General features: G+C 59.9%; 15 protein-coding genes and 3 pseudogenes. 11 read left to right on the forward strand and 7 right to left on the reverse strand.

The features are described from left to right. Positions 1-492: 492 nt before the first annotated feature. From PQR42_RS32785 to PQR42_RS32820, 8 genes and pseudogenes are all read left to right on the forward strand, one after another. The gene (locus PQR42_RS32785; RefSeq protein WP_408494566.1) at positions 493-627 is read left to right on the forward strand and encodes a hypothetical protein; all 135 of its coding nucleotides are present in this window, start codon (positions 493-495) and stop codon (positions 625-627) included. A 67-nt stretch (positions 628-694) separates the two neighbouring features. Then, the gene (locus PQR42_RS32790; protein ID WP_317015581.1) at positions 695-856 is read left to right on the forward strand and encodes a hypothetical protein; all 162 of its coding nucleotides are present in this window, start codon (positions 695-697) and stop codon (positions 854-856) included. 418 nt (positions 857-1,274) lie between these two features. Beyond that, a complete protein-coding gene (locus tag PQR42_RS32795; protein WP_408494568.1) occupies positions 1,275-1,928 on the forward strand; it encodes a BON domain-containing protein in 654 nt (217 codons plus the stop codon). 499 nt (positions 1,929-2,427) lie between these two features. Then, on the forward strand, positions 2,428-2,616 hold the full coding sequence (locus PQR42_RS32800; protein WP_408494570.1) for a hypothetical protein: 189 nt from the start codon (positions 2,428-2,430) through the stop codon (positions 2,614-2,616). A gap of 227 nt (positions 2,617-2,843) precedes the next feature. Continuing rightward, positions 2,844-2,963 (forward strand): annotated as a pseudogene (locus PQR42_RS32805) (Lrp/AsnC family transcriptional regulator); the annotation flags it as partial. A gap of 248 nt (positions 2,964-3,211) precedes the next feature. Next, positions 3,212-4,426: an alkene reductase gene (locus tag PQR42_RS32810; protein WP_408494572.1), complete on the forward strand. Its 1,215-nt coding sequence runs from the start codon at positions 3,212-3,214 to the stop codon at positions 4,424-4,426. Between the two features lie 46 nt (positions 4,427-4,472). Next, positions 4,473-4,871 carry a host attachment protein gene (locus PQR42_RS32815; protein ID WP_408179898.1) on the forward strand — a complete coding sequence of 133 codons (399 nt, stop codon included), beginning with the start codon at positions 4,473-4,475 and terminating at the stop codon, positions 4,869-4,871. Between the two features lie 78 nt (positions 4,872-4,949). Beyond that, positions 4,950-5,974, forward strand: a pseudogene (locus tag PQR42_RS32820) (IS30 family transposase). A 45-nt stretch (positions 5,975-6,019) separates the two neighbouring features. Here the strand turns inward: PQR42_RS32820 and htpX are convergent. From htpX to PQR42_RS32850, 6 genes and pseudogenes are all read right to left on the reverse strand, one after another. Continuing rightward, positions 6,020-6,889: a protease HtpX gene (htpX, locus tag PQR42_RS32825; protein ID WP_408494574.1), complete on the reverse strand. Its 870-nt coding sequence runs from the start codon at positions 6,887-6,889 to the stop codon at positions 6,020-6,022. A 1,125-nt stretch (positions 6,890-8,014) separates the two neighbouring features. Continuing rightward, positions 8,015-8,233, reverse strand: a complete 219-nt coding sequence (locus PQR42_RS32830) for a hypothetical protein (protein ID WP_408494576.1) — start codon at positions 8,231-8,233, stop codon at positions 8,015-8,017. 43 nt (positions 8,234-8,276) lie between these two features. Next, positions 8,277-8,453: pseudogene (locus tag PQR42_RS32835) on the reverse strand (AAA family ATPase); the annotation flags it as partial. Positions 8,454-8,490: 37 nt separating this feature from the next. Continuing rightward, on the reverse strand, positions 8,491-8,919 hold the full coding sequence (locus PQR42_RS32840) for a PRC-barrel domain-containing protein (RefSeq protein ID WP_408494578.1): 429 nt from the start codon (positions 8,917-8,919) through the stop codon (positions 8,491-8,493). A gap of 151 nt (positions 8,920-9,070) precedes the next feature. Further along, positions 9,071-9,580: a DUF308 domain-containing protein gene (locus tag PQR42_RS32845; protein WP_408494580.1), complete on the reverse strand. Its 510-nt coding sequence runs from the start codon at positions 9,578-9,580 to the stop codon at positions 9,071-9,073. Between the two features lie 98 nt (positions 9,581-9,678). Beyond that, positions 9,679-10,155: a recombinase family protein gene (locus tag PQR42_RS32850; RefSeq protein WP_408494582.1), complete on the reverse strand. Its 477-nt coding sequence runs from the start codon at positions 10,153-10,155 to the stop codon at positions 9,679-9,681. 150 nt (positions 10,156-10,305) lie between these two features. Between PQR42_RS32850 and PQR42_RS32855 the strand changes: the two genes are divergently transcribed. The 3 genes from PQR42_RS32855 to PQR42_RS32865 all read left to right on the forward strand — a co-directional run bounded on the left by PQR42_RS32855 (position 10,306) and on the right by PQR42_RS32865 (position 11,407). Then, positions 10,306-10,590 carry a hypothetical protein gene (locus tag PQR42_RS32855; protein ID WP_408494584.1) on the forward strand — a complete coding sequence of 95 codons (285 nt, stop codon included), beginning with the start codon at positions 10,306-10,308 and terminating at the stop codon, positions 10,588-10,590. A 239-nt stretch (positions 10,591-10,829) separates the two neighbouring features. Then, the gene (locus tag PQR42_RS32860; protein ID WP_408494586.1) at positions 10,830-11,057 is read left to right on the forward strand and encodes a hypothetical protein; all 228 of its coding nucleotides are present in this window, start codon (positions 10,830-10,832) and stop codon (positions 11,055-11,057) included. Next, positions 11,054-11,407, forward strand: a complete 354-nt coding sequence (locus tag PQR42_RS32865; protein WP_408494588.1) for a hypothetical protein — start codon at positions 11,054-11,056, stop codon at positions 11,405-11,407. The genes PQR42_RS32860 and PQR42_RS32865 overlap by 4 nt, the downstream gene beginning before the upstream one ends. A gap of 663 nt (positions 11,408-12,070) precedes the next feature. Here the strand turns inward: PQR42_RS32865 and PQR42_RS32870 are convergent. Next, positions 12,071-12,733 (reverse strand): DUF1345 domain-containing protein, encoded by a 663-nt coding sequence (locus PQR42_RS32870; RefSeq protein WP_408494590.1) that lies wholly within the window; start codon positions 12,731-12,733, stop codon positions 12,071-12,073. Positions 12,734-12,756 lie beyond the last annotated feature (23 nt).

Genomic DNA, 12,756 nt, shown 5'->3' on the forward strand with positions numbered 1-12,756 from the left:
GTGAACTCCGAAGGTGGAGCAACGGACTTTTAATCCGTTGGTCACCGGTTCGAATCCTGTACGGCGCGTCCGGTGGAGGACGGCATGAAAGCAGGAAGCACCACTATTGCGACGCTCGCAGCGGTCGTCCTGTCAGGGCTCGTCTATGTGAATTGCCCACAGATAAGATCGCTATGCGCCGAAGGCAAGGCACTCGACCTAGCCGTCTGCGTTGCGACTAAGATCCAGGTCGCTTGTAACACGGAAGCGCGCCGGAAGTACAAAATGTGTGTGAAACGAGCGACATGTTCCCTTTAGATAGTACCCGCCGTTAGCGTTCGGGTTCCAAGGCGAGCACGCAAAGCGCCGCCAAATCGAGAAACCCGGAGAGTGTCTACATGCCAGATCGTGCGACGTCAGAAAGGCGAGCCTTTCAGGCTTGTCCAACTCAGAACCGATCTTCGCGAGCAGCTTGTTAATCGCGAAGCCGGGTTCGAGCACGCGAGACCCGTGGTGTCGAGCATCTCCTGCTTCACGCACGCGCCGATCTCTCGCGCCACCCGGCAGATCAGTGACGTGGATTTGGACGTCGCCGATGCCGCGATTTTCGATCTGCGTGATGAAGGTGGCGGTCTCCGCCTGCAATAACCGTGATTGGCTGCAGACAACGCCGCTGCAATAGCGAAATGCCGCTGGTTCTCTTATGGAGCGCAACATGACAAAGGAAAGTCGCGTCGACATCCCGAAGTCGAAAGCCGGGGCGCAGGAAGCGCCGATGACCCTGGACGAGCAACTCGACGAAGCGCTCGAAGAGACCTTTCCTGCGAGCGATCCAATTGCCGTTCACCCGGAGCCCGAGCAACGCGCGAAGAAGTAAACTCAATCGTCGTGGGTACTGGAAAGCAACAGAGCGAGCTTGTCGACGCGCTGCAAACAGCGTTTCCTGTGCGTAGATTTGATCGACGCGCCCGGACAAGTCGGAAAGTCTTATGATCCAACGTGCACATTTACCGCGATGAGGGGCGACGCAGTTCGACCGCAGAGTAACTGTGGCGAACACGAAGCGTCCCGGGGGATGGCTTCAGCCCGATTTCCTTGCGTTGACAATTCCGTTCCACGTTCGCAAAGTCGCCACGTTCATTCGCAAAGAAAGGATGGAATTGAAAGCAGCATTGCGCAATAACTGCGCAGGCGAAGGGAAGAAATGCACGTCGGCACGCTTTACGATGGGCCAATTCGTGCGGCGCAGCCCGCGTGCGCGCGTTAATCCATCAACAAACCGACGAGGAGCAGCGATGAGAACCGACGAAAACATCAAGCAAGACGTGGAGTACGAACTGAAGTGGGATCCAGACATCGATTCAACAGATATCGGGGTGGCGGTCAAGGACGGCGTGGTCACGTTGTCTGGTTTCGCGCGCAGTTGGAGGCAAAAGCGCAAGGCCGAGGAAGATGCGACGCGTGTCCTCGGCGTGAAGGGGATTGCAAATGACGTGGAGGTCCGGTTGCCGCTGATCAGCAAGCGGCCCGATCCGGAGATCGTGCGCGAGATCATTGCCCAACTGAAGGCCGAGCTCCCTTATTCGGCGGACAACATCAAGGCGGTCGTCAGGGACGGATACGTGACGCTGAAGGGCGAAGTCGAATGGGATTACCAGCGCCGCCGCGCGGCCGACACGGCGCTGCGGGTGAGCGGCGTAACGGGCGTGACGAACGAGATCGAGATCAAGCCCAAGGTCAAGCCCGAGGATCTCAAGCGCAAGATCGAGGACGCGTTCAAGCGCAACGCGGAAGTCGACGCACAGCACATCACGGTCGAGGCTGAAGGCAATAAGGTCGTCCTGCGCGGCACGGTCCGCTCGTGGGCCGAGCGCGAGGAGGCCGAGCGGGTAGCATGGCTTGCCCCCGGTGTGACGCACGTCGACAACCGGATCAACATCGGGCGCTGACGGGCTAGAGACCGGTCGGTTCGCTCCCAACCGGTCATCGCGCTCGCTTCGGCGGTCTGTATCGACCCGAATGCGCGATACAGCAAAGCTTCAACCGGCCTGGTTCGCGTCAAAGGGCCGTGCCGTGGCCCGGATTCGAACCGGGCGCAACGCCTATGTCCTTTCTGCCTACGGGAGCTACCACGATGACGTACAAAATCGTCGTTTTCAACTCGAAGCGAGCGAGCGCGTTCATCCGCGACTCGAAATCGCCCTGCGGCTCCCGAAGCACTTCAGCGCGCGTCTGACGGGCCTCTGCTCCGTGCTCACCCCGCCGCGCGCTCGTTCTATGTGATGCGGGCGCGGCCGAATACTTTCAAAACGATGAGAAGCGCATCTTGAACGGCCTGACGCACTCGAGAAGCTCTTCCAAGCAAACTCGCGCTCGGTGACGTGTCGGGACAATGGGTCAAGGCCGCCCTCGTGAAGGCGGTGAAGCAGATCACCGTCTTCACCGTAAATGGCGCGAAAGGAGAGCCGCCCGGCAGCCGCATTTTGGGCGCGGATCGCCACGGCTATCGCGCGCCACGGGGCCGAGGTCACCGTTGCGGGGATGGACGGCGTGCGCGATGTGCCGGTCGGCGAACTGCTGCTGTCGCGCGCGGCCGACTTGGGCATGGACCTGATCATGATGGGCGCATATTCTTAATGCACTGTTCGCATGGTCGTCGAAGCCGGCCATCTGGCTGGCAACCGGTTGTCGCTGTCGCGCCAGTGTGCCCGCCGCACCAGGCCTCGCGTCACGCGCTGCCTCGACCGCACGCTGTGGAACGAAGTGAAGCGCCATATCTACAGCCTGCCGAAGGACTCGCCTCGCGAGCGGGAGCGCTATCTGCGCGCGCGATGGCTGTTCACGCTGTTCTATCTCGGCGGACTGCGGACCTCGGGGGCCCGGCCTGCAATGAATTTGCGAGACGGCTTTTTGAGAGTTCGTCGAACGTCCGTAATCTGCGGATGTTCTTTTCGACGCATCGGGCGAAGTTCGAGGCGAACGCCGGCCGTGAATCTTTCGAAAGCGGCAGAGTAGCTGAGGGCACGGCAGGGCTGCATCCGACCCCCGATGGAGCGATGGACCGGGTGACCGCAGGATCGTGACACATCTGAGCAGAAACCGGAAAGAAGCGCGCGCAGGCCATGGCTAGACTGGCCAGAGAGCGGGGTCCTGTCGATGTAATTTGACGCCAGCGCTTCGAAGCGTCTGTGACAGCACTTTTCAAGCCGCGTCAAAAACGCAAGGAGCGAATATGCCTGATACGGAAATCGCGCCCGCGGAAGCCGGGCAGCACGACGAGCAATTCCCGCTGCGCAAGCTCTTCGAACCCTTAAAGGTGGGACCGCACAACCTGCGTCATCGTGTCGTGATGGCGCCACTGACGCGTTCGCGCGCGAGCCGGCCAGGCAACATACCGTCGCAGCTGAACGCCTGCTATTACGCGCAGCGCGCAGCGGCCGCGCTCATCATCAGCGAGGCGACGCAGGTGTCGATGCAAGGACAAGGCTATGCATGGACGGCTGGGATCCATAGTCGCGAGCAGGTCGAAGGCTGGCGGCTCGTGACGGACGCCGTGCACGAGGCGGGCGGGTTGATGTTCATGCAGCTCTGGCACGTCGGACGCATATCGCACCCCTCGTTGCAGCCCGATGAAATGCTGCCCGTTGCGCCCTCTGCGGTCCGGCCGAAAGCGGAGGCGTTCATCGAGAACGAGCGCGGCGAAGGTGTCGTCGCGCCCTGCGTCACGCCTCGCGCACTGCAGGTCGAAGAGATGCCGTATCTCGTGCGCCAATACTTCAGGGGGGCGCGCAACGCAAAGGCTGCCGGTATGGACGGCGTCGAAGTGCACGGTGCGAACGGGTATCTGCTCGACCAGTTTCTGTTGTCCGGCACGAACCGCCGCACGGACGAATACGGCGGATCGAGCGAGCGTCGAGCCAGGTTGCTGTTCGAGGTGATCGAAACGGTTTGCGAAGTGTGGGGGCCGGAAAAGGTCGGCGTACGGCTCTCTCCTCTCGGCACCTTCAACGACATGCACGACGACGATCCCGAGGCGACCTTTTCTTACGTCATCGAGAAGCTCAATCGATACGGGCTGGCTTATTTGCACATCGTCAATCCTGCGCTGGCGGCGACCGGTGAGGATGCCGCTTTCACGCAGCGCGCGAAAGGCATGAACGAAATGATACGCCGCACTTATCGTGGTGTGCTGATGGTCGCGGGCGGGTTCGACGGCAGCAGTGCGGAAAGATGGCTCGAGGACGGCAATGCGGACCTGATCGCGTTCGGACGCTTGTTCATCGCCAATCCAGACCTGCCGGAACGCTTCCGGTCGCACGCTCCGCTCAATTCGCCGGATCCGTCCACGTTCTACGGAGGCGGCGAGCGCGGGTATACCGACTATCCGTCGCTCGCGCAGGAGCGCGGGGAGGCCCCACGGTCCGTCATTGATGGGCGTTGGAGATAGACTATCGCTGACCGGCGAGTTCGCTGGCGTCACGCGACGATGTACGATGGCCGCCGAGCCGGCGACCGATCACGCTGAGAGGCGCACCATGGCTGTCACTACCTGGGTTGTCGTTGCCGACGGCAGCCGTGCTCGAATCTTCGAGACACCGGGACTTAAGCTGGACTTGCGGGAAATCGAAGACCTCGTCAATGTCGTCCCTGGTGGACCGGCGCTGAGCGAGAAGGATCGCGAAAAATTCGCGAAGACCGTCGCCGACTGCGTCGAGCAGGGACGGCTTCATCACCGGTATCACCGATTGCGATTTGCCGTGGAGCCGAAGTTTCTCGGGATGCTGCGTGAGCGTCTGAGCGAGGAGACGCGTCAGATGATTTTCGAAGAGATTAACGAAGACCTCTCGGCCCTCGATGCACGCGAAATTCAAGCGCACCTGCGACGGCATTGACGGCGACCTGCCGTAGACCGCATTAAATGGGCGCGATCAAATCTGAAGTGCAACAGCTTTCTCGTGGAAGGTGCGCACATGCAAAAAAGAAGAACGTACCAACAGCTTCAGCCTGAAGAGCGCATGACCGTTGCAAGCATGAAGCAGCAGGGTTCGAGTGTTCGGGCCATGGCCCGAACACTCGGGCGCGCGGTATCAACTGTGAGCCGCGAGTTGGCCAGAAATACGTGTTCTGCCGTGGGCTGAGCGTCTGCGCCGGCGCAGTCACTCAGCACGAGCCCGCGCGAGGCTGCGCGCCCCTGTCCCAAGCTGCACCCTCAAAGCGTGTCGTGGCGCGTCGTACTCACCCTGCTGGAATGGAAGTGGTTGCCCCAGCAGATCTCGGGTACCCTCAAGCGCATGTGGCCCAACGATCCGACCCAGCACGTCTCGCACGAGACCATCTACACTGCCATGTATGCCCAGCCTGGCGGTGAGCTGCGCCGCCAGCTGATAGCCTGTCTGTGCCACGGCCACAGCACGCGTATGTCACGCAAGCGTGGCACTGACCGGCGCGGCCAGATCCCCGACACGGTGAGCATCCATGTGCGCCCGCCTGAGGTCGAGGACCGGATGATGCCCGATCACTGGGAAGGCGACTTCATCAAGGGCGCCGGCAACCAGTCTTCCGTCGGCGTGCTGGTTGAGCGCACCAGTCGCCTGGTGCTGCTGGTGAATATGGAAGACGCCACGGCCGCCTCGGCACCGGCGGGCTTCACTGCCAAACTGAATTCGATCGCCGCCCCACTGCGCCAGAGCTTCACCTACGATCAGGGTAGGAAATGACCCGGCATCAGGAGTTTAGCGCCGCCACCGGCGTGTGCGTGTACTTCTGCGATCCCCATAGTCCATGGCAACGCTGTACCTGCGAGAACACCAACGGGCTGCTGCGGCAGTATCTGCCGAAGGGCACTGACCTCTCGATCTACAGTCAGGACGAACTCGATGCCATCGCCGACAGCCCCAACTGCCGACCTCGCGCTACCCATGCATTTCATTCGCCATTCGAGGTCTTCGAACGTATGCTTGCAACCGCTGCGATAACCTCAGCTTCCATTCATTAGCCACTGTTGCGCTTCACTCTTGAAACCGCCCACCACTTCGCCGACCTATTCGCGACCTTGCAGCGCGGCAATGCGCTTGTCGATCGGAGGGTGCGTCGCGAACAACCCAAGCCAACCGGGTTTGTCGGTGATGCCGAATGCCTTGAAAGTTTGCGGAAGTTCGCCGGGTTCAAGCCCACCCAAGCGGGCGAGCGCGCTGATCATCGGCCGCGGTGAAGCCAGCAGTTGAGCAGATCCCGCATCGGCGCGAAACTCGCGCAAGCGCGAGAAGTAGGCGACGATCACTGAAGCGAGGATACCGAAGACGATCTGGCAGGCAATAACAGTAACGTAAAAACCCGGGCCCACCCCGCGTTCAGTGCGAAAGACAGTCTTGTCCACGAAGTAGCCGACTACGCGCGCGAAGAAAATCACAAAGGTGTTCACCACACCTTGAATGAGGGTCAACGTCACCATATCGCCGTTGCTCACATGCGTAATTTCATGTCCGAGGACCGCTTCTATTTCCTCGTTATTCATCGATTGCAGCAAGCCGGTCGAGACGGCCACCAAGGCTGAATCCCTGAATGCGCCTGTGGCAAATGCGTTCGGCCCACCTTCAAAAATTGCAACTTCCGGCATACCGATGCGGGCTTTCTGTGCGAGTTGCCGTACGGTGCCCACCAACCATTGCTCGGTCGCATCGCGTGGAAAGTCAATGACACGCGCCCCGGTTGTCAATTTCGCCATCGGCTTTGAAATAAGCAGCGAGATAATCGAACCGGCAAAGCCTACCACTGCGGAGAACACGAGTAGGGCATTGACTTTCAGCCCGCTCTCGGTCAGGAAGCGGCCGACGCCGAAGACATTCAGTACTATCGAAAACACCAATATCACCGCGAGGTTGGTGGCGAGAAACAGTATGATGCGTTTCATTCGCGAAGCTCCTTTAGAAGCTTGCTACGGGTTGGCCTGGGGCAGAGCATACGTCCATGGTTCTCGCGCTTCTTCCTTCTTCCTGCCCGGACATGTTGGATTCCTGCGTTTGTGCGCGAACTGCCTCCGAAACGGCGGCACGATGCACCGAGACTCCCGTGCCGCATGTGAGGTAATGATGGGGGCCTGGCATAGGGCCGGGGTATCAATCAATTGGCCAACCATCAATGCCATCCAATTCAATCAAGCTGTCTCCTCCCTCCTCGTGGCCCGCTGGGAAATAAGCACGATGCAGGCGACAATGAAGCCAAGCAGGATCAGGGACGCATACAATCGGCTGACGTGCAGCCCCTGCGCCTGTGGCTTATTCGAGGAGGTCATCCTGAGTCGCTCCCCAGGATCGCGTCAGGATGAAGACGCCCACACCAGCATAGTGCGCGGAATTTTCGTCCGGGAAGTGGAGGGCAGCCGGACGATGAGTCCGGCTCCAAAGATCAACGCGCCATATTCGTAACCGAGGCCCAGGCCACCCCGGTCTGAACCGGCCATCCAGTCGCCGAGCGCAACGCCGCGGGTCTACGAAAAACAAGAGCGTGGTCAGGTAAAACCACTCGGGCCGTCGACGTGCCGATGCTTTGACAGGACAACTTCGTTCGAACCGGTACCAGGTCGCGAGGCAGAAGAGGAGAAGTGGGAAGCGATGACAACGCCACGCGGATCGCGATCTCCGCGCGATCGCGCCGCGCGACTTTGTCACCAGTTCGCGCGAACCGTGAGCGGCCGCGTAGAAGTGCTCAAGCGTCGCGTCGATCACCGAATCGATTGACTTGCGTTTGCCGGCGCTCGCCGCACTTTCTTACGCAGCGTTCAGAAGTAACAGAGCAGCCGGCAACTGCGCGGCTTCCGAACGCTAGCGCCAGCCCCTTGATTACCAAAGTTCGTCTTTCCATTTTCTTTCCTCCGTGCAGTTTCAATTGCCGCTCCGGGCCAAGCCCGACGCGTCGGGAATGTGCTGCGAAGCTGACGGCGACGTCGGCGATCCTATCTCAGTCTTTTCAAGCGCCCATTTCCTCTCGTATCGCTCTCTCCTGCCTGGTCCAGGCTCCGCCGCATGGACGATGCCGTTCAGGCGGCATCGCCTGCGGCCGTGCATCGCGTCAGACGTGCGCCGGTTTCTTGGTCGACTTGTTCGGAGCTCCGTCTCTGGTGATTGCTTCTGTACGAGCACGGCGTTTGCACCCTGTCGTAGGTCATAACGACTTTGTCGCCTTCGCGCACGTCGCCGCGCAAAACGGCATCCGCGAGCTGCGACTCCCCTTCCTGAGGGATTTTTTGCTTGAGCATGCGTGCGCCGAACTCCGGGTCATAGCCGATGTCCGCGAGACGGATTGCTGGCGGCGATGATTATCGTATTCGTAGAATCAACCAGACGTCCCTCGCCGTCGGTGAGTCGGCCTTCGTCGAAGAGTTACAGAAGCAGGTTATGCATCTCCGAATGCGCTTTCTTGCGCTCATCGAGCAGCGCCACGCTATACGGCCGGCGGCGCACGCGCCAGGTGAACTGGGCAAAGGGTGAAAATCGGATTATCGGCGGGCTGATTTCAACCCTTGGCGTATTCGAATTCCGGGAGCTTGCTCAGCGCATCCTTGCTCGCGCCCTCCAGTATCATCTTCGGTGTGATCTGCTTGAACCGCTGCACCGGAGTGGCGACGCCGTGCGCAGCGATGCCGAGAAATCCGCCAACATCGATGATGGCCACGGAAAGTGACCCGTCGGGCGCGATAATCAGGTCGTCGATCCGTCCTATCTTTTCGTTTTTGTCGTTGTACACGTCCGTGTGGACTAGCTTCGATGCACGCCACCCCTTCGCTACGAGTTGCGTTTGGGTGACGCTCACGCCGAGAGGCACCGCGCCTGCGACCGGGGCTGCGGGCTGCTGCCCCGTCGCGGAGCCGGCCGGGAGCACGGTGGCCGTCACGGCGAGCAAAAGTGAGAGGGTTCTCGTAGCCTTTTCGAGTTTTTTATTCATGATGTACTCCCAATGCGTACGAATAAATAAAGGGGCACCCTGCCCCGCCGTGGCCTTTATGGGTGCAGCGGCCCGTTCCGCTTGCCGGAGAAGTCGCTACGCCGCCGGCCGCGCGGACTGTTGCGGAGTGCTATCAGCAGCACTGCAGTGATCACGGTCTGCATAGGCCGAGCGGCAATGGAATCCACCGGTCTTTTTGGCTCGAGCAATGCCGGAACCCTGTGAGGACCGCCGCGGCGCATCCTAACAGCGCGTACGCAGCGAACATGGCGATGAGCAGAACAAGCGTAATTCCAGGCGCCAACAGCGCGAGCAGGCCCAATAGTAGTCCCGCGATGCCTCGCACCAGGAGCAGCATCCGCCATGCATGTGCTAACAGTTCGTCCATCGCTGGTGCTCCGATCTCAACCAAGGTGAACTTCATCCAGGACGTCAGCTTTTGCGCCGAGCTGATTCGGCCCATGACGTCAAGCCTAAGCTCGCCCGTGCTTCTTTCTCTTTTCTGCCTAGAGGTATCGAAAATCTGCAGTGTGACCCGCGCGCGGACCGGTCGCGAAACCGGGACGAAAGGATCGGCGAAGGCGATGTTGGTGTCCTCCTGCAACTCGCGAGTTGCCGCACCGATCAATCCTTCTTCCGGCTTCACTTTTTCGCCCGGCAACTACCACCTCGAACCCCACTTCGCGACGAGCAACAATGCGGCTATCCGCTACCAGTCGGGCGTCCAGCTTACCGCGGACTACGGCGTCAATTACCACATCAAACACAACTGGCTCGTCGGCGTGGGCGGATAGCCGCTCGTGCTTCAGCGCCATGGCGAACTGAAGGATCTTGCAATCCGTGGCCGAGAGTCCGAGAGGTTTGCGAGCCGCGCCCAGCGGTGTGAAACCCTCGCTGGACGTTCAAACAGTGGCCAAGAAATACCTTGCGCGACATCTCTCGACTGAATTCACCGGCCATCGCCCGCTTCATCGCTTTCAACACCGACGAGAGTGGACTGCCGTCGTTCTCAAAGGGCTCAGCGACATAAATAATGTTCACGCCAGCGCGGCGGCATGTGTACTCATAAAAGTCGCTCTCATCGACATCCTGGAAACGTCCCCAGCGGCTGACGTCGTACACCAGAACGCTGGAAAATCTGCTAGCGGGATTTTCCACATCAAGCAGCAGTTGGATCAGCGCTGGCCGGTCACGCAATGTGAGACCGCTGATTCCCGCGTCTTCGTAGTCCCGCACGATCCGTATGTTTTGTGTGTGGCTGCATACCGGGCAATCGCTTCGCGCTGGAAGAGCGGAGAGTATTCCTGGTGATCGGTGGACATGCGAATGTATTGCGCGGCCCGGGGCGGCGCAGCCGGGTGAATAGAAGGCGTCCCGGCGGGGGACATGGAAGCTCGACTGACGGTAAGCTTCAGTGCTAGTGTTTTTCGCTACGAAGTCAAGATCGGCGATAACGCTTGCCGCGAGAGGAAACCAACATTATTGCCCTGCGCCCGCTCCAGTCCGGCATCAGAAACATTCGCGGCGACGCTATGCGTGGAATTACTTGAGGACGGCAATTCGCAGGGCTACGAACGCTTAAAGCCCGGTCGCAGTTCCAATGAGATTCATGCGATCACGGTCGTGAAGGCTTATTCACTCATTTCAACGTCACTCTATCTCGGTCGTTGACGATCCGTGCACTGGCATCGGGGGATTGAAATCGACCATATGCGACTGGCTGCGAAATCGGCGAAATTGCTTCGATTCCGCTGATGCTGCCATACACTAACGACGGGGATCTTAACGCTGGCAAGAGCAGGTCCTGCGTGAAAGTCGATATTTGGCGCGAGTCGGGAGGACCATTCTCCTGCCCGGGTTGGTGCTGCCTTCCCGAAATCTGCAGTTTTTGACCCTACACGGAGGTTACAGTGAACGAAACCGAAGCAAACGAATGCACCGAGATTCGTCTTCATGCCGGGACTGTTATCGAGAACGGCTGTCGACGCGCGATCGTTGCCTGTACCGACATGCTGGACGTCACCCAGACGAACGGCGCTTACGAGCAACTATGCGAAGTTCGGGACGCTTCGCCCGGTCTTCACGTTGCAGCTAAAGCCGCACGACACAATGCTGGCCGGATGCGGTACAACGGATGATCGAATCTACCGGATTGGACGAGGAAGCACGCGCCGAACTGCTCTGCTATCTTGCAATAGCCCTGCTTGTCTCCAGGGCGCGCGGCGGTGATTGGCTACGCACAGATCACCTCGTCGAGTCGACCCGCATCTGGCTTGCCGGAAACGGCGCGAAGGCCAACTGGTCAGAGCGGGTGCAACTTGGCACTCTCTCAGAAAAGATGGCGCTCGACCTGACAGGTCTGCCGGATTTCGCCGACGCGGAATACTTGGCAAGACTGTTCACCAACGGGTGGAGACTGGACTATCGATCGCCTGTTGTACGTGGAATCTACTCAACTTGCGTGGCCAAGCTGAGCGGGGAAGCATGACCTAGTCGTCACACTACCTTCGACCGTGTAGCTATCGATGTTGACGTGGATGTCGCGCTCGTCGAATGAAAAATGGCGGATGTTGCATCGGGCCGAAGTCGACCCCGTTGCTGCCGGTCGAACTGTCGAAGTCCCAAGGGCCGATTTCGATTGTTCAACGGTCATTCGTGAAGATCGTAGGTGCAGCACGCAATTAGGCGAGCAGATCTGAGGCGTTTTCACTTTCCACCTCGCGCCACAATTGATCAATATCCTCGCTATATCGGTGATTGCCCATGCCACGTCGTCATGCGAGGTATGGATTGCAGCGTGAACAGAAGAAATTCAGTTGGCGAGATATTCGTATGCAGGCGTCGACTATTGACGCGATGGAATGGCGACTGGCGGCTGGCGTCAGGCGGTCCGCGGGCGCTGGACACCACCGCGCATTGGGCGGCCGGCCCTGCGATAAAGCGTGCATCGTCATGCTCGCTCCCGGGGGGCGGCATGGAAAATGGCCGGAGTTAGGCCTCGGCGTGTACCGGTTTTGCACGGACGGACCGACGATGCTCGAGTCCGCCTGAAGTGGACGCGCGCAGCTTGGGCGGCACACTCGCGTCGCAACTATCAGGCACGCGCGTGGCGTTCGCGTGAAAATCGTCCGACCACCGCGCAAGGGCAGTGTCATGAGCCCAGCAGCCCCGCCGCGATGTTCACGCACAAGCCGAGCACGGCGACGTTGAAGTAGAACGACAGGATCGATTGAGCGAGCGTCGCGCGGCGAATTTCGCGCGAGCGTAGCACGACGTCCGAGGTCTGCGACGCAACCGCGATCGTGAACGAGTAGTAGAGGAAGTCCCAGTAGTTCGGCAGCAAATGGTGGTCGGGGAACTTCAACGCGGTTTCCTGGGCGTCGGTGTCGTAGTAGAGCCGCGCGTAGTGGAGCGTGAAGATTGTCGGAATCAGAAACCATGCGCCCATCAACGTCAGACCGGTCAGCAGGTAGTGCGATACGATCGACGCGCCTCCCGCACCCTTCGCCGAGGCGAGCTCTAGTACGATCGCGGCGATGCTCGCGACCGTCGCGATACAGATTACGAACAGCACGACGCCCGCGTTTTCGTCGTCGCGTATCGCGTATTCGCGCACGCGGTGTTCCTCGGTGAGGGCCATATGTACCCAGATCATCAGCAGGTAGCTCCAGACGGCCGCGTCCCAACCGAGCAGCGTGCGAGTCAGCGGACTCGTATGGCCGGGGATGAGGAGCGCGACGACGACGCCGATCGCGAGGCCGATCACCGTGCGGGGACGATTGCGAAGAAGCTGCGGATAGTATTTGATGGACATGGGACTCGATGAACGATCTTTCG

This window comes from Paraburkholderia sediminicola (assembly GCF_046027355.1).
Lineage (GTDB): Bacteria > Pseudomonadota > Gammaproteobacteria > Burkholderiales > Burkholderiaceae > Paraburkholderia > Paraburkholderia sediminicola_B.

Coding starts and splice junctions, on each gene's coding strand:
- PQR42_RS32790 (WP_317015581.1), top strand. CDS start 695: ATGACAAAGGAAAGTCGCGTCGACATCCCGAAGTCGAAAGCCGGGGCG.
- PQR42_RS32795 (WP_408494568.1), top strand. CDS start 1,275: ATGAGAACCGACGAAAACATCAAGCAAGACGTGGAGTACGAACTGAAG.
- PQR42_RS32800 (WP_408494570.1), top strand. CDS start 2,428: ATGGCGCGAAAGGAGAGCCGCCCGGCAGCCGCATTTTGGGCGCGGATC.
- PQR42_RS32810 (WP_408494572.1), top strand. CDS start 3,212: ATGCCTGATACGGAAATCGCGCCCGCGGAAGCCGGGCAGCACGACGAG.
- PQR42_RS32815 (WP_408179898.1), top strand. CDS start 4,473: ATGGCCGCCGAGCCGGCGACCGATCACGCTGAGAGGCGCACCATGGCT.
- htpX (WP_408494574.1), bottom strand. CDS start 6,889: ATGAAACGCATCATACTGTTTCTCGCCACCAACCTCGCGGTGATATTG.
- PQR42_RS32830 (WP_408494576.1), bottom strand. CDS start 8,233: ATGCTCAAGCAAAAAATCCCTCAGGAAGGGGAGTCGCAGCTCGCGGAT.
- PQR42_RS32840 (WP_408494578.1), bottom strand. CDS start 8,919: ATGAATAAAAAACTCGAAAAGGCTACGAGAACCCTCTCACTTTTGCTC.
- PQR42_RS32855 (WP_408494584.1), top strand. CDS start 10,306: ATGGAAGCTCGACTGACGGTAAGCTTCAGTGCTAGTGTTTTTCGCTAC.
- PQR42_RS32865 (WP_408494588.1), top strand. CDS start 11,054: ATGATCGAATCTACCGGATTGGACGAGGAAGCACGCGCCGAACTGCTC.
- PQR42_RS32870 (WP_408494590.1), bottom strand. CDS start 12,733: ATGTCCATCAAATACTATCCGCAGCTTCTTCGCAATCGTCCCCGCACG.